At 41.8% G+C, this 19607-nt stretch carries 10 protein-coding genes and 2 pseudogenes; 7 read left to right on the top strand and 5 right to left on the bottom strand.

The window, feature by feature from the left end; genetic code table 11:
• Position 1: 1 nt before the first annotated feature.
• The 6 genes and pseudogenes from RMY63_RS29205 (at position 2) to RMY63_RS41935 (ending at position 12012) form a co-directional block, all read left to right on the top strand.
• Positions 2-2518, top strand: a complete 2517-nt coding sequence (locus tag RMY63_RS29205) for a condensation domain-containing protein (protein WP_322732055.1) — start codon at positions 2-4, stop codon at positions 2516-2518.
• 26 nt (positions 2519-2544) lie between these two features.
• Complete coding sequence (locus tag RMY63_RS29200; RefSeq protein WP_322732054.1) at positions 2545-6951, top strand: amino acid adenylation domain-containing protein; 4407 nt, start codon at positions 2545-2547, stop codon at positions 6949-6951.
• Between the two features lie 101 nt (positions 6952-7052).
• Positions 7053-8261 (top strand): aldo/keto reductase, encoded by a 1209-nt coding sequence (locus RMY63_RS29195; RefSeq protein ID WP_322732053.1) that lies wholly within the window; start codon positions 7053-7055, stop codon positions 8259-8261.
• A gap of 64 nt (positions 8262-8325) precedes the next feature.
• Positions 8326-9348, top strand: a pseudogene (locus RMY63_RS29190) (sucrase ferredoxin).
• 4 nt (positions 9349-9352) lie between these two features.
• A complete protein-coding gene (locus RMY63_RS29185) occupies positions 9353-10717 on the top strand; it encodes an MATE family efflux transporter (protein WP_322732052.1) in 1365 nt (454 codons plus the stop codon).
• Positions 10718-10910: 193 nt separating this feature from the next.
• Positions 10911-12012, top strand: a pseudogene (locus tag RMY63_RS41935) (ISAs1 family transposase).
• Positions 12013-12127: 115 nt separating this feature from the next.
• Here RMY63_RS41935 and RMY63_RS29170 read toward each other — a convergent pair.
• The 5 genes from RMY63_RS29170 to RMY63_RS29150 form a co-directional block, all read right to left on the bottom strand.
• On the bottom strand, positions 12128-13426 hold the full coding sequence (locus RMY63_RS29170) for an MFS transporter (protein ID WP_322732049.1): 1299 nt from the start codon (positions 13424-13426) through the stop codon (positions 12128-12130).
• Positions 13427-13905: 479 nt separating this feature from the next.
• On the bottom strand, positions 13906-14280 hold the full coding sequence (locus RMY63_RS29165) for a DUF1636 family protein (RefSeq protein ID WP_322732048.1): 375 nt from the start codon (positions 14278-14280) through the stop codon (positions 13906-13908).
• A gap of 4 nt (positions 14281-14284) precedes the next feature.
• Positions 14285-15211: an iron-siderophore ABC transporter substrate-binding protein gene (locus RMY63_RS29160; protein WP_322732047.1), complete on the bottom strand. Its 927-nt coding sequence runs from the start codon at positions 15209-15211 to the stop codon at positions 14285-14287.
• Positions 15212-15490: 279 nt separating this feature from the next.
• The gene (locus tag RMY63_RS29155) at positions 15491-18085 is read right to left on the bottom strand and encodes a TonB-dependent siderophore receptor (RefSeq protein WP_322732046.1); all 2595 of its coding nucleotides are present in this window, start codon (positions 18083-18085) and stop codon (positions 15491-15493) included.
• Positions 18086-18204: 119 nt separating this feature from the next.
• Positions 18205-19224 carry an AraC family transcriptional regulator gene (locus tag RMY63_RS29150; RefSeq protein ID WP_322732045.1) on the bottom strand — a complete coding sequence of 340 codons (1020 nt, stop codon included), beginning with the start codon at positions 19222-19224 and terminating at the stop codon, positions 18205-18207.
• 172 nt (positions 19225-19396) lie between these two features.
• On the opposite strand from RMY63_RS29150, the gene RMY63_RS29145 reads away from it, so the two are divergent.
• Entirely contained in the window at positions 19397-19558 is a 162-nt protein-coding gene (locus tag RMY63_RS29145) for a hypothetical protein (RefSeq protein ID WP_322732044.1), read from the top strand.
• The last annotated feature ends 49 nt before the right edge of the window (positions 19559-19607 follow it).

Below are 19607 nucleotides of genomic sequence, written 5' to 3'. Positions count from 1 at the left end.
AATGAGTGACCTTTCGCAACGGATTGCCAATCTTTCCCCTAAGAAACGCGAGCTTTTTCTGCAAAGGCTTAACAAAAATGAGAGGGATATCTTTTCACAAGAACAAATAAAGTTCCAAAGTCGAAAGTCCAACTGTTTTCCCTTGTCCTTTCCCCAGCAAAGACTGTGGTTATTAGAGCAACTATATCCTGGAAGCTTCACATACAACGAGCCAGCTGCATTACGCTTTGTTGGGGATCTCAATATCGCCGCACTGGAACAGAGCTTTGTTGAAATCGTGCGTCGTCACGAAGTTTTTCGCACCACTTTCCCCACAGTAGATGGACAACCTGTTCAGGCGATCGCCCCAACCGGAAGTATAAAATTACCAATGGTAAACTTGCGCGATTTACCAAAAGTTGAGCAGGAAGCTCTTGTTCAACAGCTAGCTCAACAAGAGGCACAGCTGCCCTTCGACCTGACACGGGAATCGTTACTGCGAGTAACTCTCTTGCACCTCGGTGAAAAAGATAATGTAGTATTAGTAACAACACACCACATTGTTTCAGATGGCTGGTCAATGGGCGTGTTTGTACGTGAGTTGGCAGCACTGTACGAAGCCTTTTGTGCCGGAAAACCCTCCCCACTCCCAAAACTTCCTATCCAGTACGCAGACTTTTGTGTCTGGCAAAGACATTGGCTGCAAGGAGAAGTGCTAGAAGAAAAACTAACCTACTGGAAACGGCAACTAAGTACTAACCTCCCTGTGCTACAGTTGCCAACAGTTCGTCCACGAGAGACAGTTATAACCAACCAAGGGGCAACTAATTCCTTCGTAATTCCTTGCAATCTTTCCAAAAATATCCAAGTGCTCTCGCGCCAGGAAGATGTGACTTTGTTCATGACTTTACTAGCAGCTTTTCAAATCCTGCTACAGCGCTACACAAACCAGGATGATATTGTTGTTGGTACTGATGTTGCTAACCGTAACCAGCCTGAAACAGAGTTACTAATTGGTTTTTTTATAAATCTGCTTGTCTTACGCACCTACCTTGGAGGCAATCCAACTTTTAGGGAGTTGCTTAAACAGGTGCGGAAGATAACATTAGAAGCCTACGATCATCAGGACTTGCCCTTCGAGAAATTAGTAGAGGTTCTCGCACCTGCACGCAATTCTAGCCACACACCGCTATTTCAGGTGTTATTTGTCCTCCAAAATACTCAGAGACTTGTTTTAGAATTTCCAGGACTGACCCTTAGCCAGTTTGTTTGGGGAAACAATACGGCAAGGTTTGATTTATCTCTATTTCTGACAGAAATAGAACAGGGAATCAAGGGAAACTGGCGCTACAATTCTGACCTTTTTGATGCCACCACCATCACACGTATGTCCGGGCATTTTGAAGCGCTGTTAAACAGCATTGTGGCACAGCCTGATACTCGGATTAACAATTTGGAAATGCTTACTGAAGCTGAAAAGAGGGAAAAAATGGAGACAGAAGTTAAACAGGAAAAGAGCAAGTTGAAAAATTTCAAAAACTTCAAACCTAAAGCGGTGAAGTTACCACAAGGACAATTAATCAAGATAGATTATTTGCGTCCTGGAGAAACACTTCCTTTGGTACTCAAACCTGAGTTAAACGATTTCGATTTAATAGATTGGGTTCAAAGCAATCGGGAATTTATAGAAACTGAGTTGCTAAAGCATGGTGCTATCCTCTTGAGAGGTTTCAATTTAGATTCTGTGTCAACATTTGAAAATCTGGCTCAGGCTATTTGTCCAAGTTTGTTTGGTGAGTATGGGGACTTGCCTAGAGTTGGGATCAGTAATAAAGTCTATGGTTCCACCCCTTATCCACCTGACCAAGCTATTCTATTTCATAACGAAAGTTCCCATATGCACTGTTGGCCTTTAAAAATCTGGTTTTTCTGCATACAACCAGCTAAACTTGGCGGCGAAACACCAATTGTGGACTGTCGAAAAGTTTACCAACTACTCGACCCAAAACTGCGAGCAAGATTTGAGCAAAAGCAATTAATGTACATCCGCAACTACACTGAAGGCCTAGACGTAAGTTGGCAAGATTTTTTTCACACTACTGATAAAACAGTTGTTGAAAATTATTGCTGCCAAGCTGGAATAGATTTCGAGTGGCTCTCAGGTAATGGTCTTGTGACCCGTAAAGTTCGACCAGCAGTTTCTAAGCATCCAAAGACTGGGGAATTAGTGTTTTTCAATCAAGTGCAATTGCACCATATATCATGTTTAGAGTCGAGTATCCGTGAATCTTTGTTGTTAATGTTTGGTGAGGAAAAACTGCCGCGTAATGTCTATTATGGTGATGGCTCTGCTATTGAAGACTCGGTTATGAAAGAAATCGGGACAGTGTATCAGCAAGCCACAATCAGTTTCCCTTGGCAGAAAGGGGACGTATTAATGCTAGACAATATGTTGACCGCGCATGGACGCAATCCCTATGAGGGTTCACGCAAAATTCTCGTGGCGATGGGTGAAATGATTCGTAGTGAAGACATTTAAAGGTATTTCAATAATTTGAATAATCTATGCAAAATCATACTATTGAAGGGTTTCGGCTTTCCCCACAGCAAAAGCATCTCTGTTTATTACAACAAGATAGTTTTGCTTATCGCGCTCAATATGCTATTTGTCTTGACGGTAAACTGGATACAAAAATCTTAAAAGAATCTTTACAAAAACTTGTTGATCGCCATGAAATTCTTCGGACAAACTTTCTTAAACGACCGGGAATAAAAATACCTATTCAAGTGATAGCTGAAAGCAGCATAATTTTATGGAAAAATATTGATATTAGCGATTTTTCTCTCGAAGACAAGTCAGCCAAAATCGAACAAGAATTTCAAGCAGAAAAGTACTTTAGTTGCAATTTTGAGCAAGACCCACTCTTGCGTTCATCTCTACTAACTTTGTCAGAAACCCAGCATATTTTACTTATTACCCTGCCATCGCTATGTGCGGATAGCTGGTCGCTCAAAAATCTGGTTCAAGAAATTAGCGATCGCTATGCTGCATCTTTAAAAGGTGAAGAATTATCTAATGAACCAGTACAATACATCCAATTTTCTGAATGGCAGAACGAACTATTAGAAGAAAAGGATGCAGAAACCGGAAAAGCATACTGGCATCAGCAATACCTCTGGTCGCTTCCAGCACTGAACCTTCCCTTTGAACGCAAGTTCAATGAACAAACGAAATTTTCTCCTGACGTTCATGCTTTGAGAATAGATTCAGATTTAGTACCAAAGTTAGAAGCGATCACACCTCTACATAACACTACAATTGCTGAATTTCTCTTTGGCTGTTGGCAGACATTACTTTACCGGATACTAAAAAGATCAGATATTGTCATCAGCACCGTCTATAGTGGCAGGAAGTACGAAGAACTACATACAACGATGGGGTTATTGGCTAAATGGCTACCAACTCGCTGTACTTTACAGGATGATTTTAAGTTCAGTGAAATTTTGTGTCACAATAGCGAGACTTTACGCAATAATCACAGATGGCAAGAATACTTCATCTGGGAAGAAAGCACAGAAACAGCTGTCAATGTTGTGAACTTCCCACTGAGTTTTGAATTTGAGGAATGGCCTGCAAAACTTTGCGCTGGTGGAGTTTTATTTTCCCTGTACAAGCAGTACATCTGTTTTGACCGATTTCAAGTAAAGCTCTCCTGCGTGCGAACAGAAGACTCTCTATCAGCAGAATTTCACTACGATGCCAACTTATTCTCACTAGAAGATATTGAATACTTGGCAGAACAATTTCAGACTTTGGTAGAAAGTGCCGCTAACAGCCCAGAAGCTACAATCAGCGAGTTAGAAATTCTGAGCGATCGCCAACGACAGCAATTGTTGGTTGAATTTAACAATACGCAGACCAACTACCCACAAAACAAGTGCATTCACCAGCTATTTGAAAAACAAGTGGAGCGGACACCTAACAACATTGCTGTTGTCTTTGAAGACCAGCAACTGACCTACCGCCAGCTAAATACTCGTGCAAACAAATTAGCTCATCACTTACAGGCTGTTGGTGTGGGACCAGAAGTGCTGGTGGGGATATGTGTAGAGCGATCGCTGGATACAATCATCGCTATGCTTGGCATTCTCAAAGCAGGTGGAGCATACGTACCACTAGACCCAGCGCTACCAAAAGATGCTTTAGCCTTTCGATTGCAAGATGTCCAAGCACCAATAGTCTTAACACAACAGTCACTGATGGAAACACTGCCTGATACAAACGTGCAGGTATTTTGCTTAGACAGAGATTGGGAAGCGAATTTGCAAAAGCACGATACTAATCCGAATAGCGAGGTAACAAGTGAAAACTTAATCTACGTAATTTTTACCTCTGGCTCCACAGGTAAACCCAAAGGGGTTGCCATTGAGCATCGGCAACTCGTCAATTACCTGCACGGCATCTTGGAGAAATTAAACCTGCCCAATGATGCCAATTTCGCTACTGTTTCTACCTTCGCAGCAGACTTAGGTAACACCGCGATTTTTCCCGCCTTATCTACAGGAGGATGCCTTCATATAATATCTCAGGAGCGGGCATCTGACCCAGAAGCACTTGCGGACTACTTTCACCGTCATCCCATCGACTGTCTCAAGATTGTTCCCTCTCACCTGGCCGCTCTTCTAGCATCTTCCCCACAAAAGTCTATTTTGCCTCGCCAATGCCTCATCCTTGGTGGTGAACCCTTAAGCTGGAACTTGATTGAGACTATCCAACGACGAAAACCAAATTGCCAGATTCTCAACCATTATGGCCCAACAGAAACTACTGTAGGTGCCCTAACTTATCTGGTTGAGCTTTCCACTAATCCAAAATCTCAAATCCAAAATCTCAAATCCTCGACAGTTCCACTAGGACGTCCTTTAGCCAATACACAAATCTACGTGCTAGATGAGCGGTTGCAACCAGTACCGATTGGTATGCCTGGTGAACTTTACATCAACGGTACAGGCTTATCGCGGGGCTATCTAAATCGCCCTGAATTAACAGCACAAAGGTTCATGACAAATCCTTTTAGTCAGGAAAACGGGGCGCGGCTGTACAAAACCGGGGACTTAGTTCGCTACTTAGGCGATAAAAACCTAGAATTTATTGGACGAGTTGACCACCAGGTAAAAATTCGCGGCTTCCGTATCGAATTGGGAGAAATTGAGGTAACACTACAGCAACATTCAGCAGTGCAGGAAATTGTAGTCTTAGTAACACAAGAGGCTCTTGATAACAAGCGCTTAGTAGCATATATAGTTCTCACTTCTAAGTTCCAAGTCCTCAAACAAAATCTTCACTCAACACTTATAAGTGAACTACGCAGTTTTTGTTTGCAGAAACTACCTGAGTACATGATCCCCTCAGTTTTCGTGTTCTTGAAAGCGCTACCATTGACATCTAATGGCAAAGTTAATCGCCAAGCACTACCCGCACCTGAACACACTCGTCCTGAGTTAGAACAGCTGTATGTAGCACCACGCACTCTAATAGAAAAACAGCTAGCTGAAATTTGGGCAAAAGTCTTAGGTTTGGAACAGGTGGGTATCCACGATAGCTTCTTTGACTTGGGGGGACACTCGCTGCTAGTCACCCAATTACTTGCCAAGGTACGAAAAGCTTTTCAGGTGGAGCTGTCTTTGCGTAATTTCTTTGATACCCCTACTATAGCCAATTTAGCTAAGACAGTTGAGAAGAAACAGGGGGTAGATTTGGATGCTGATGATGCCACAAGTGTTAATCTCAATGCAGAAGCTGTCCTAGATCCTGCAATTCACCCTACAACTGTACCTGTAGGACATCAAAGTGAACCACGCTCTATCTTCTTGACTGGTGCAACCGGTTTTTTGGGAGCTTTTTTACTCTCCGAACTACTGCAACAAACGCCTGACTCAGATATTTACTGTTTGGTACGTGCCGAAACAGCCGCAGATGCCAAACAGCGACTGCAAGACAGCTTGGAATCTTATTTACTTTGGGATGACAGTTTCGCTCAACGAATTATCCCAGTTGTTGGAGATTTATCTCAACCACTTTTGGGATTGTCAGATGAGCAGTTTCGTTTGATGGCTACTCAAATTGATCTTATCTATCATAATGGCGCACTAGTTAATTTTACTTACCCTTACTCTGCACTCAAAGCTGCGAATGTTTTGGGAACTCAAGAAGTGTTGAGATTAGCCACTCAAATTAAAGTAAAACCAGTCCATTTCATTTCCACGATTGGCGTAGCTGCTGCTGCTGAAGGCTCTGGATATATAGTTTGCGAACAAGATAACCCAGAGCATTGGGAAGCGATCGCTAACGGCTACACACAAAGTAAATGGGTATCAGAAAAGTTAGTTACAATTGCTCGTCAGCGGGGTGTTCCTGTATCTATTTATAGACCAGGACGTATTTCAGGACATAGCCAGACAGGTGTCTGCAATGCTAACGACCACACTTTCAGAATGATTCGAGGCTGTATCGAACTTGGAAGCGTCCCCAATCATGACACAATGGTGAATTTAATCCCTGTAGATTATATGAGTAAAGCGATCGTTCATTTATCGCAACATAAATCTTCTTTAGGGAAAGTTTTTCATATTCTCAATCCTCAGCCTCTTCATTGGAGTGAGCTTGTCAACTGGATTCAGTCATTTGGTTACCCACTGCGGAAAATTCCCTACGAGCAGTGGCAAGAGGAGCTGATCAATGCAACTCTGATGTCAACTGACAATGCATTGTATCCGTTGATAGCAATTTTTTCTGAAAGCAAATCTGTCGAGCAAACAACAACTGAGGATTCAACAACCTACCAGTACGACTGCCAAAATACTATCACTGGATTAACAGGAACTTCAATAACCTGCCCGCCACTCGATAGCAAATTACTGAGTACCTACTTCTCATACCTAATTCGTAGTGGTTTTTTGGATAAAAAATAGCTGAAAAAGATGTATTTTTGGTGAACCAAAAACAGTCATATATTAAATTTACAAACATTGATTAAATGTTACTAGTGAAATTCAGAATATATGGAGATACAATGAATATAATTCCATACAAGGCTACAGCAGAAGGAACACGACGTTACAGGGAAAAGCACAGAAAATATTGTGCGCCAGATCACTTCCGAGAAGCTGGTGAGTTAATTGTAAGCTCTATTGGGCTAGGAACTTACCTTGGTGAAAACGATGAGCAGACCAACGCTCTCGTGACGAAAGCTGTGATCGAATCGGTTCGGCGTGGTGTAAATTTGATTGACTCCGCAATCGTGTATCGCGACCGGCAAGCAGAACGTAGTGTAGGAAAGGCTGTCAGGCATTTATTGGAGTCGGGAGAAGTGTTGAGGGATGAATTAATCATCTGTACGAAAGGCGGCATTCTTCCACATGTAACTTCAGATCCCGCAGATTGGTTTTGCCAGCATTACATTGAGCAAAGCATCTCTGCAATTAGCGTGACAGACCTAATTGATAGGCGTTACTGCATACATCCAGAATACCTTCAAGATCAACTCAATTGGAGCCTTGAAAATCTTGGAGTGCAAACAATCGACGTTTACTATATCCACAACCCAGAAAAACATCTCTCTGAAATTACACCAGATATTTTATATGAGCGGTTACGGGCGGCCTTTGAAGTAATGGAAGATGCTGTCGATACTGGAAAAATTGCTGCTTACGGTCTAGCAACTTGGGAGGGCTTCCGTGTACCTCCTACTTCACGCGAGCATTTAGATTTAGCACGAGTGAAGTCTATTGCTCAGGAAGTGTCTGGAAACAAAGAAGATAGCTTCCGGTTCATTCAGTTTCCCTTGAACATGGTCATGCCAGAAGCACTTCTTGCACCAACTCAGAATGTCAAAGGAGAACACGTATCACTCTTGGAAGCTGCTTATCGCTTAGGCATTATCCCTATAGCTAGTGGTTCAATCTATCAAGCGCAAGTCGTGGGTCAGATCCCAGAAAAGATTTCCTCCGCCTTTGGTAAAAACTTCCGAACAGACTGCCAACGCGCACTTCAGTATACCCGGAGTGCCCCTGGTCTCCTCACTGCCCTTGTGGGAATGAAAGCCCCAGAACATGTAGAAGAGAATTTAGCCATTACTGCTTTTCCATCTCTTAAAAGGGAAAAATTTCAAGAACTTACTCATGCAATTGTTGAAGTGTTGAAGAGTATGCCGATAGATAGTGATAATTGGACTTTTGACTTATCTAATCTGTCTTATCCGGTCAGCATCTTGAATACTTAGATATTACAAGCTTGAGCAAATAAAAAACCAAGTAATTAAAAATAAGGCGTTGCTGAATGAAAATATGAATCAGGCGATTCACCAACTTATCACAAGAGATTGTCATTTTTGCTCATTGGTTTCTAAAGCTAATGGAGAAGATCCAATTGGTACAGCAGGTACTTGCGACCATTGGCTGATTATGGAAGTTCCACAACCTTGGCCGCAAGAAATATTTCAAGAAAATCCAACTATCAAATCATTGATGGGTTTATTCCAAGAGTTAGTTTTTAAGCATGGGATTAAGTTAAAACCAATGCTAATTGCTCTTGACCGAGAGTATTCTCATCCTGGCTTTATCCGTGTGTTTTACTACTACCGACCTGCAAAGCTGTTTTCTCAGTTTGAGAAACAAGAGTTTGTTGTTCCAGAAAACAAAGCCGCTGCTTTACTGACAGCAATTTTCAAGCAGTTAATCCAACAACCCAACGATTTATCGCAATTTCAGCAATATCAACAACAAACGAGTCACATTCGTGAACTCATGGTTTGTACCCATGCTCAAGTAGATCTTGCCTGTGGCAGATTTGGAACTCCTATATATCGACAATTACGTAAGGAATATGCTCCTAAGGGAAAGTTAAGAGTTTGGCAAACAACTCACTTTGGGGGACATCAATTTGCTCCTACCTTAGTTGATTTACCCCAAGGCTTCTTTTGGGGACATTTGGAGCCAGATATATTGGATTTACTAGTGCAGCGAAATGGTTCAGTTTCTAGTTTGCGCCAATACTATCGAGGATAGACTGGTTTAAGCAAATTTGAGCAGATTGCTGAACGTGAAATTTGGATGCAGTCTGGCTGGACTTGGCTCAAATACTTGAAAGCGGGCAAAGTGCTTGCTATGGAAGAAGTTACCCAAGGACAGGATGTTGATTGGGCAGAAGTTCGCATTGATTATATTACGACCGATGGCAGTACAGCAGGTGCTTATGAAGCCAGAATTGAAGTTTGTGGTGAGGTTATGAGTGCATTGAACTCAGCAAAAGAGATGGAATTAGAAGCAGTAAAGCAGTATCGCGTTAGCCGTTTGGTTAAGGTTGAGTAAACAAATGACTGCTCAAAAACAATCTCAAATCACAAACGAAATCCTTCAAGGCAATCTCGTTAAGCTAACATTCAAATTATCAATTCCCAGTACTTTGGGAGTACTGATATTTAGCTTGAATGATTTTCTTGATGCTTTATTTGCAGGGCAATTTATTGGTAAAACAGCTCTGGCTGGTATCACCCTTGCATTGCCGCTCACTAGTATAGCTGAGGGATTTTCTCTCTTAGTTGGGGTCGGTTCTGGTTCTGTTCTCAGTCAAGCCATTGGTTCTGAAAATATCAAAACTCAGTCGAAAATCTTTGGCAACTTGATAGTTATGGGTGTCGCGATCGCTTTTGTAATCACAACCCTTGGCTATAGCTTTGGTGAAAAACTAATTGTATTCATGGGAGGAAGTGGTGAAGTTGCTTCTGCTGGTACGGCATATTTTAAGACTTATATACTGGGTTCATTATTCTATATCCTTGCGGGAGCTTCTAGCCAACTCATAAAATCAGAGGGTAATATAAGGCTATCAACTATATTTGCCTTTATTTATATCATTGTTAACATCTTATTAAATTATACATTTATCAGTGTCTTTCATTGGGGTATTCAAGGAATTGCCCTTGCTACAGTTATTGGAATGGCTGTTTCCACTATTTTAAACTTAACTTATTTTATGTCTGGTAAAAGCTCCATACCAGTTAATCTAAAAAAGTTAGCGATCGCAATAGATTTACTACCTGCAATATTATCAGTGGGAATCTCAGCACTATTTCATCCAGTTATGGTATTTGTTCAAGATTTTGTAGTTTTTAACTCAATTTCTTACTACGGAACAAACAATGATATTGCTTTCTTTGGAGCAACAGTAAAAGTGACTTTATTGGGATTTATTCCCATTATTGGTTTAGCACATGCATTACAACCTATAATTGGAATGAATTATGGCGCAAAAAATTATAGGAGACTTAAAAAAGTCTACTTAACTTTTGCAATTATTGGTACTATTTTATTACTATTAATTTGGCTACCTTTACAACTATCTCCAAGGATATTTTTGGGTCTAATTCTACCAGATGTTAATTTTACAGAAGATGATGTATTAAATTTTAGAATTCTCAGCATATCAACACCCATATTGCCTTTAGCATTCTTTAGTAATACTCTTTTTCAATCTCTAGGTAAAGGTAAAACTGTCATCGTGGTTCTTTTGTTAAGAGCTATGGGTTTAAATGTACCAATGGTGTTATTCTTTTCAAGAATATATGGATTAAAAGGCATATATTATGGAATACTTATTGCAGATATCATATTTATGTTTATAGTATTTGTCTTAACCATTTTAGAATTTCAAAATTTAAGTAAGCTGAAAGATGAATGATACAAATTATCAGTTATCTAAAAAATAGCTTGATGATTTTTGAACTTTTTTATCATTAAAAAATGATGGTTTCCCAAAATTTTCAAAGAGGTGACAATATGGCAACAATGGGAAAGTACAGGGCTATTTCATTCTAAATGTAGACGCGATATGGTAAAATGCAGCGCCAGTTCTACTTCAAGCATCTATTACCGTGTCTGAAATCGAAATTATCAAAGCTTTTGCAGGTCTAAAAGACCCCCGTCGCCGCGCCGGACAGAGACATAATCTACCATTATCTTTGGCACTTTTCACATTGGTGATCGCAGCAGGGAACAAAGGATTTTTAGCAATTGGAGACTGGATTTCAAGCTACCGTGAGCCGTTGATTGACCTTTTTCAACCGCCGAAAAATAGACTACCATCTTATAGCACTGTGCGTCGTGCCTTATTACACGTGGATTACGAAGATTATTCCGTGTGTCTGAGCAAATTCTTTAATGTACAACCAAATACTGGAGAAACTGTTGGGTTAGATGGCAAAGTTCTCAAAGGTTCATATCTGATTGAAAATGATAACCCTAAATCCGATTCGCATCCAGCGATTATGTTAGTTAGTTCTTATATTGTTGAGCGAGGCTTAATTTTAGAGCCATTTCAAGTCGATGCCAAAACTAATGAAATCAAAGCTTTACCTGAGTTGATTTCAAAACTGGCTCTCAAGGGAGTTGTTTTTGCCTTTGATGCTATTAATACTCAAAAAAACTTGTGAGTTGATTATAAATAGTGGAAATGATTATGTTGCCGCCTTAAAAGGCAATCAACCTAATCTATTCAAAGATGTTAAAGCCAATTTTATACCAGAATTCACTTATGAACAGATAAACAAAGGGCATGGTCGAATTGAAAAGCGTCATGTCAGTATTTGTCAAAATCTTGATGGTATTCGCTCTTGGCCAGGACTTAGCACTTTGATTCAAGTCAAATCAGAACGTCAGGTTTTCACACACAATGTTATTGAAGTAACTCATGAAACCCGTTATTATATTTCATCTTTAAATGAAACTGCTCAAGAATTAGCTGAGCGAATTAGAGGATATTGGAGTGTTGAAAATAAAGTCCACTATGTTAGAGATGTTACCCAAGGCGAAGATAAATCTAGAATTCGCACTACCCCCCTCCCTCAAAATTTTGCGATCGCTCGCAATTTTACACTCAATTTATACCGCGATCAGATGTTTAAAAATATGGCACAAGCCCAACGACTCTGCTCTTTTGGTTTAGACACACTCAAACAACTTTTTAGAATGAAATAGCCCTGATTCCACAGGCTTTATTTAAGAATGATAATTTATTTTCTGGAAGTCCCTTACTTCGAGTTGTTTTGCGTAGGCGTAGCCCGTCGTAGACATCGCTCTTTTTGATTTGATCTCACTTTTTGGCGTTGCTCCTTACAAAAAGCGCTTGCAAGCCGGGAATCGCATAGCCAGCTAAACCGATCGCTATCAAGCCAACTGAACTTATGATATAGAGAATCGCTATCCCTGCGCCTGGACCGCTACCAACAACGTTGCTCAGGACATTTGCTATCCTGTTTCCCTTCATCATCAGGGGTTCAAAAATGCCATCGGCGAGAGGTCCGGCAATGAGGGTGGCAACTGCGCCTGCGATCTGGAACATCAGTGATTGGGTTGCAAACACTCGCCCTTGAATACTCGGTTCTACTTGACTCATCCAGATTGCGGTGTTACAACTGCCCAAGAATGGAAAGTGAAAGGAGGAACAAAACTGAGCTGGAATCCATACTTGGGAAACTCGCCCCAGTCCAAATACAAGTTTGCTAACTCCTGCGCCGATCATACCGCGCAAAACTCCATCAATTCGCCGTTTAGGACCACCCCATAAACTCATCAATGTGGCTCCGGTCATTCCACCCAATCCAGCTGCGGCAGCAAGCATACCCAGTACCTTCGCATCATTGTTGGTGCGAGACAGAATCATCGGTGTATATAAGTAATTACCAATATCGTGGGATAGCCAAAACAAGGTTGTGACGATCAGCAATGCCAGCAGTTGAGAATGCTCAAGGATATAGCGCCAGCCAAATTGCAAATCTTCCCAGAAGTCCCTAAGAGGATGAGAAAATGCTTTTGAGGCTGGAGAATGGGGCTCTGGTTGGGGAATGGAGACCAATGTCAGGGTGGCGATCGCTACGGCAAAGCTGATGATGTCAATCAGGGCTAGTCCGGTAAACCCAATGACATAGTAGAGGAAGCCTGCTAATGGGGGAGCCAAAATTTGAGCGATGCGTCCTGATAAAGCTCTCATACTGCTAACCCGCACATACTGCTGCTGAGATACCATCAGAGAAATTGAGGCGGAGTAAGCAAGTTCTTGAATTTGGATAAAGGCTCCGGCAATTGCTGCTGTCAGGTATAAGTGCCAAATGTGTAAGTCCTTAGTTAGGAAAAGCCAGAGCAGGGCAATGGTTGTCAGCACGGCAACGGTATCGCCAACCATCATTAGGTATTTTCGATTACAGCGATCGACAATCACGCCTGCAAAGGGGGTGATGATAATGCGAGGCAGCAAGTCGAAAAAGCCCCAAAGGGCGAAGGTGGTTGCTTGACCTGTTTCTTCCCATGCCCAGACGGCAAGGGCAAACCCACTCATGCTACTGCCGATGGTGGAGATCAGTTGACCGAACCAAATGATGATGAAGGTATGCACAGGTGGAAAGTCTTATTTTGGGGTTTAAGGATGCCAATCGTCAGATCTTCATTTACTAGAGTGGTTGTACTAGAGAGTCAGTTCACTAATATCTATCAGCCCTTTCAAGGTGGTGAGATTTAGAACGAGAATTGGTTATTTCAACCTTCAAAAAGCCCAAAATCTGAGCGAAGGATTCAAGATGGTAGCACTGAAACAACGTATCTTCGTTGGCCACCTTGAAAGGGCTAGTCTTAGTATTGAAAAAAATGAAAGTATGTGTAGAGAGAAAAAAACGCCTATTTTGGGCTAAATATTTAGGTTTGGTTTTTAGCGATTCTCCTTCTCTTCTCCACGAGACGCTACACGATCGCATTTAAGCTGAAGTCTAAATGATTGGTTAAAACAAGACGCATATTGTAGATTTTACGTCAATTGCTTCTACTGTATCGGCTCTCTATGTTGAATTGCTCAAGGAACAAGTATTTTCTCTATTACTCTTAAATCACGGGTGGAATCTTGGCAATGCTTGCCGATCGCAGCACATCAGGAAAGTGCTTCCCCGATATATTGCCAGTTTTGCTGCTCAAATAGACTTCGCTAAACTGGAGCAGGGCTACGGCGCTTTCGGCACACGGGAGGTGAGTGAATAAGAAGGTAGGTTTGTGAAGTGCAGAGAACGCAACGGCACAAGGGCGATCGCATATCCCCAAGCAACCAACAGGTTGAATTTCAAGTTCATCGGCTTGGAATTGTTCAGTGTACAAAGTATTTAGTTGGTCAAGTAAAAGAGTACCATCGGCAGGCTGATTTTCTGGTCGTTCTTTGAATGAACAGTGGCAGGATTGACAGACGAATAAAACGTGTTTGGGCATAAGTTTAGGGTGTGTTGACTAAGTATTTGAATAAGTCATCGATTACAGCATCGGCAGCAAGCAAGTTTGACCCGCCCCAAGTTAGCTGTTCTACAAGGTATACCTTTTCTTGCTGAACCGCTTTGAGTGTTTTCCAAAGAGGCTTTGATTGCAGTTTTTCAAGACTTTTTCTACCACGACTATCAAAAATTGAAATGAATAGAATATCACCATCTATTTCTCCTATTTTTTCCTCAGAAAGACTAAATCGGCCAACTGGTGCAATAACATTTTGTGCTTTCGGGTGTTGCAGTCCAATATCATCAAGAATAGAACCAGCAAAGGAATTTTTTGTATTGACGATAATTCCCCGACCATCACTAACAGAAATAACAGATATTGTTTGATCTTGACATCGACTACCTAATGCTATTTTCAATTGCTCAATTCGCTGATAATAATTATCCCAAGCTTCTTGTGCTGCTTCTTTTTTCCCTAATGCCTCAGCTACAAAATTAAAATGTTCTCGCCAAGATGGCGGGCCTCGCCATTTACCCAGTGCCGTAGGGGCAATCTGAGACAGAAGAGGATAGATTTTACTCAGAGGTTGCCAACCTAGAATTAAATCAGGTTTAAGTAGCAATATTTTTTCTAGATTAGGGTTAGTTTGTTCACCTAATTGCTTGATTCCTTCTGTTTTATCCTTTAAATATGCAGGGAAATTATCTTGCTCATTGTTTAATGCTGAAGCACTACCAATTGGTTTAACACCGAGGACAATTGCATTAGCCAGAGTTAAGTGAGAAAGGGTGGCAAGACGTTTGGGTTGATCGGGAATACAGGCTTCTCCCACTGAGTGCTGAATCACTCGGCATGATCCTAATCTTGTAGAAACCACGTTTTCAACTTGATCAACAAGGGTATTACTACAAGCTACAATTGCAATAACCATTGATATTGATAATGTAAACCACACAAATTGAGCATAAACCCCGGTAAGAAACTTTTTCATTGCGGCTAAGTTATTGTAAGTCTTAATGCCAAAATACAATCCTCTTAATTAATAGCAATTAGAGATTTACAAAAAAGAATTAGGGGCTTAAGTTGAAGTTGATGGAGACTTCTAAAGTGTCTTAGTTTAAATTTCCGTCCCTTACACACCACTTCAAAACCCTGTGGGCATACAAACGCTTCAACACATCATCACCCCTTTTTCATCTCTTAAATTCTCCTAAAACTCCCACGAAATCGTTCCTTGTACCGTCAACGGTTCACCTGCAAAAAGCCGCACCCTATTTGCGGCAGACTCAAAATAGTCCACATCGAATAGATTTCTAAAATTGATCTGTGCCCTGAATCTATCTCGCTTGTAGAAGAGGGCAGCATCTGTGCGGAAATAGCTGGGCACAGTAAATGTGTTGGCTAAATCTCCCTGGCGATCGCCTACAAAAAAGAATCCCGCACCAACCCCAAAGCCTTGGAATGAACCTTGCTGAATTTCGTAGGTTGTCCACAGGTTGAAAGAGTTTTCTGGTGCATTATTCACCCGGTTATCTACCGCAAACGTGTTGTCTTTAGTAATACGAGCGTCATTGTAGGCATAGCCAGCAAAAATGCTCCACCCTGGTAATATTTCGCCTGCAAAACTCAGTTCAATACCCCGGCTGCGTTGTTCACCTGTTTGGATGGAAAAGCCTGGTGGTACACCTGGTCTATTGTCCTCTGTTGTGACATTGGAGCGAGTGATGTCATAGAAGGCAAGGCTTGCAGATAGCCGATCATTTAAATCTGCTTTGACCCCGACTTCATACTGCGTGCCGCGCTCTGGTTGAAATGAGTTGCCACCAAAAGCAATTCCTGTCACTGGACTGAACGAGCGAGTATAGCTAGCATAGAGCGAAATTGGCGTAACAGGTTGATAGACAATACCAACACGGGGGCTGAAGGCATTATCAGATTGTTCTAGCGCTGTATTAGCCACAAGGTTCTCTGTGGTTTGCTTGAAGGTATCAAACCGAACACCCAACAGCAGTTTGAGATTTTCCACCAGCTTGATTTGATCTTGAATATAAATACCCAGTGAATCTGTTTTGGTGGCATCGCTTGCCCTGCTAAGAGAACCAACTGTGCTGTTGTATACGGGATTAAACAGATCAAGCGGTGCAGCAGTACCCCGAAAACTTTGGTCTGTCGTTCTGTCAAAACTAAGGGTAGTGCCGATTAGTAACTGATGCTCAATTGAGCCAGTTGAAAATTTACCAGCCAAATCAACAGCCAAGTCATAGGAATCAGACTCCACTCTTCGGTCTTTAATGGCTAGACGATTGACGATTTGATTATTGTCCGCAAGGCTAGTAGGGAGAAAGAGTTCTTGTTCGTTACGCTCAAACACTGCTCGAAAAGCATTTTGGAGTGACCAGTTGTCGCTAAACTTATGTTCCAGCCTGTATCCAACTCTACCAAGCGTCAGTTTATAGAAAGCGGAAGGTTCATTGATATTGCGGTTGCGCGGTATCTTCCCATTCGGGTTAGGAAGTATAGTACCATCAGCTGGAATACCCAAGTTACTTGAGTTAGTCGTAGAATCGATGTACTCTCCTTCCAGAGTCAATTTTGTCTTCTCGCCGATTGCCAAACTTAGAACGGGGGCAATGAGTAGTTGTCTGTTTTCTAAAAAATCTACAAAACTACCTGCATTTTTGTAAGTAGTATTTAATCGATACAAAATGGTTCCAGAGTCGTTCAATGGTCCAGACAGATCGACTGCACCACGGTAGAAGTCATCGCTGCCGATCATGGCATCAACACCATAGAAAGGGTCACGTAGGGGCTGTTTGGTAATCAAATTGACTGTGCCACCAGGAAGTCCTCGACCAAACAGAACTGAAGCGGGACCTTTGAGAACTTCCACTCGCTCGATATTGGCGAAGTCAAATGTGGTTTGTGAAGGCTCTCTCAGACCATCCCTAAGATAATTTCCGGAGTAAGCACCAACAAGGAAGCCCCGGATGTTCACATTAACGGTTGGGAAGGATGGAGGAGTAAACACGTTCACACCGGGAACATTTCTAATGGCATCTTGCAGTTGGGTGATATTTTGATCGCGGATTACTTGTTGAGGTATCACTTGAATTGACTGGGGAATGTCGCGCAGAGGGGTGTCGGTTTTGGTGGCCGTTGAGGTATCTCTGACGCGATACCCATCTTGCTCCCCTGTCACCACCAACTCAATTGGCTGATCATCTTCTGCTGATACTTCTTGCTCCGCTTGGGTTTCACTCGTTGACTGCTCTTGTTCTGGCGTTTGTGGCGTTGGAGGTTGCTGCTGTGGTGGTGTGGAAGCTACACTTGCCACCCCAAAGATCAGACCCTCGTCGGGACTGTCAAACAACTCTACGGTTGGTAGACCCGCCTCACCCGTTACTGTTACCCGGATAGTATTGGCATCCAGATTACTTGCCGTTATCTGGGTAATACCCTCAACTGGTTTTTCCGAACGGAATGTAAATGCATCACCACTCGGTAAACGTAATTGTGCGTTGGGAATTTCAACAATAAAGCTATTACCAGCACTGCGATTTACGACTTGCAACTGTTGTCCCAGAGCCGTTTGTAAAATTATTTCCACACCTTTATCGGTGGGATTGGCTTTGACTTCTGTTACCTGTACTACCGTTACACCAGAGTCTTGAGCCAGTAGTGCAGTACTTCTCTGAGGATGAATAATATCCTGAAGGCGAGAAATATCTGAATCTGCTTGAGCAGGTTGAATTCTCAGAATTGAGATCACACCTATAGCGAAAAGAATGTGAGATTTTTGACCCATAGCTCTAGACACCAAAATCACGAAGTCCCCACAACAGTTGCAAGTAAATTTCAATAACTTTTAGGTACAATAGAGCATTTTCTGATTTCAGGTGATCTCTACAGGGTCATTTGCGATCGCTAGGCGGACTTTTTTCGCCACTGTGCTTGATAATCGCTAGGATTGATTCCAAATTTCTTGCGGAATGCAGCAGCAAAGTAACCTCTATTGGCAAATCCCACAGCGTAGGACACCTGAGCGACATTCATCTTTCCTTCCATGAGGAGTTGACAAGCTTTCTCTAAACGGTAATCATGCAGATATCCAAACACTGTCGTACCAAAGAGTTGACGAAATCCCTGCTTGAGTTTGCGATCGTTTAACTCCACTTGTCGTGCTAACTCAATCAATGAGGGTGGATTGGTAATATTTTGGGTAATAATATCTCTCGCTAGATAGATGCGCTCAACATCACTGCTCTTCAAATTAATCATCTGGTAGGATGGTGTACCATTATGAAACAGTTGAGCAAATTGTAAGGTGATTAATTCCAGTGTTTTAGCTTCTAAATAAGTACGTCGCATGATTCCCTGAAACGGACACTGAAGCAGTTGCTGCAATGCTACTTGCATTTCCGGGGTCATTTTGCCTAGTGATTGATAAAATGAAGGCGGTGTATCAGTTTCCAAGAATGGTTTGAGTAGGGAGGGTAAATATACTTCCTGACCCTTACTCAATAATCTCAACAGCTGCGGTTCCAGACGGATTCTAACATTGATATCTCGTCCTGCCATAAATTTTTCAATTTCTCGTGTTCCTGTTTCAAAGGAAAATAAATAGCTTTCTCCAGGTTGTTCGCAAGCATCTTCATTCACACCAAAGATTTGCTCTCTCCATACCCCTAAACTCCGAAAAACCATAGACACAGTGCGGTAACCGCTATTGAGCGAATCATAAGCGTGAATCTCTGGATTTTCAAAATTAAAGATTTCTGTTCGGAGTCCCAGACACAGTGAAGTCTCATTAAATAAACCTTTTTTAAGTGGATGATGCCAGATCGAAACGCTTTCAACATCATCACAATGGTAGGTAATCTCTCCAGTTTGTAAGCCCTCTTCCCACATCTCATCCCACTCGGAACTTGTATAAATTTTTGTCATTTTAATTAATATAAGTTTATTCTCAAGTTTATTGAGAAATTATCTCATATTTATTACTGGAGTTTCAGGTTCTTCAGTAAGTAATATGCCAAAAGTTTAGTAAAAAGGGGAATTAAAAATCAAACCATGACGGTATTTTGCTGCAAGGGAGGACGAACAGGATGTCATTGCTTTGATGCTCGCCAATATTCGCGCACCCAGCACCCGGCGCGAATACCAGAAAGATTTGCGGAAATTTTTTGTGGCGATGACTGGTATTGAGCCAAATGTTGACAGCGTGTTGGAATTTCTGCACCTCACCGAGAAACGGGCGGTGGCGGTGGTGTTGCGCTAGAAAACAGAATTACATGGCTGCAAGCATTAGTTTTAAGATCGGTTTTGAC

The organism is Nostoc sp. ChiQUE01b, assembly GCF_034531255.1.
GTDB lineage: Bacteria > Cyanobacteriota > Cyanobacteriia > Cyanobacteriales > Nostocaceae > Nostoc.
This window is presented reverse-complemented; position numbering and strand designations above follow the sequence as displayed.

Coding starts and splice junctions, on each gene's coding strand:
- RMY63_RS29205 (WP_322732055.1), top strand. CDS start 2: ATGAGTGACCTTTCGCAACGGATTGCCAATCTTTCCCCTAAGAAACGC.
- RMY63_RS29200 (WP_322732054.1), top strand. CDS start 2,545: ATGCAAAATCATACTATTGAAGGGTTTCGGCTTTCCCCACAGCAAAAG.
- RMY63_RS29195 (WP_322732053.1), top strand. CDS start 7,053: ATGAATATAATTCCATACAAGGCTACAGCAGAAGGAACACGACGTTAC.
- RMY63_RS29185 (WP_322732052.1), top strand. CDS start 9,353: ATGACTGCTCAAAAACAATCTCAAATCACAAACGAAATCCTTCAAGGC.
- RMY63_RS29165 (WP_322732048.1), bottom strand. CDS start 14,280: ATGCCCAAACACGTTTTATTCGTCTGTCAATCCTGCCACTGTTCATTC.
- RMY63_RS29160 (WP_322732047.1), bottom strand. CDS start 15,211: ATGGTTATTGCAATTGTAGCTTGTAGTAATACCCTTGTTGATCAAGTT.
- RMY63_RS29155 (WP_322732046.1), bottom strand. CDS start 18,085: ATGGGTCAAAAATCTCACATTCTTTTCGCTATAGGTGTGATCTCAATT.
- RMY63_RS29150 (WP_322732045.1), bottom strand. CDS start 19,224: ATGACAAAAATTTATACAAGTTCCGAGTGGGATGAGATGTGGGAAGAG.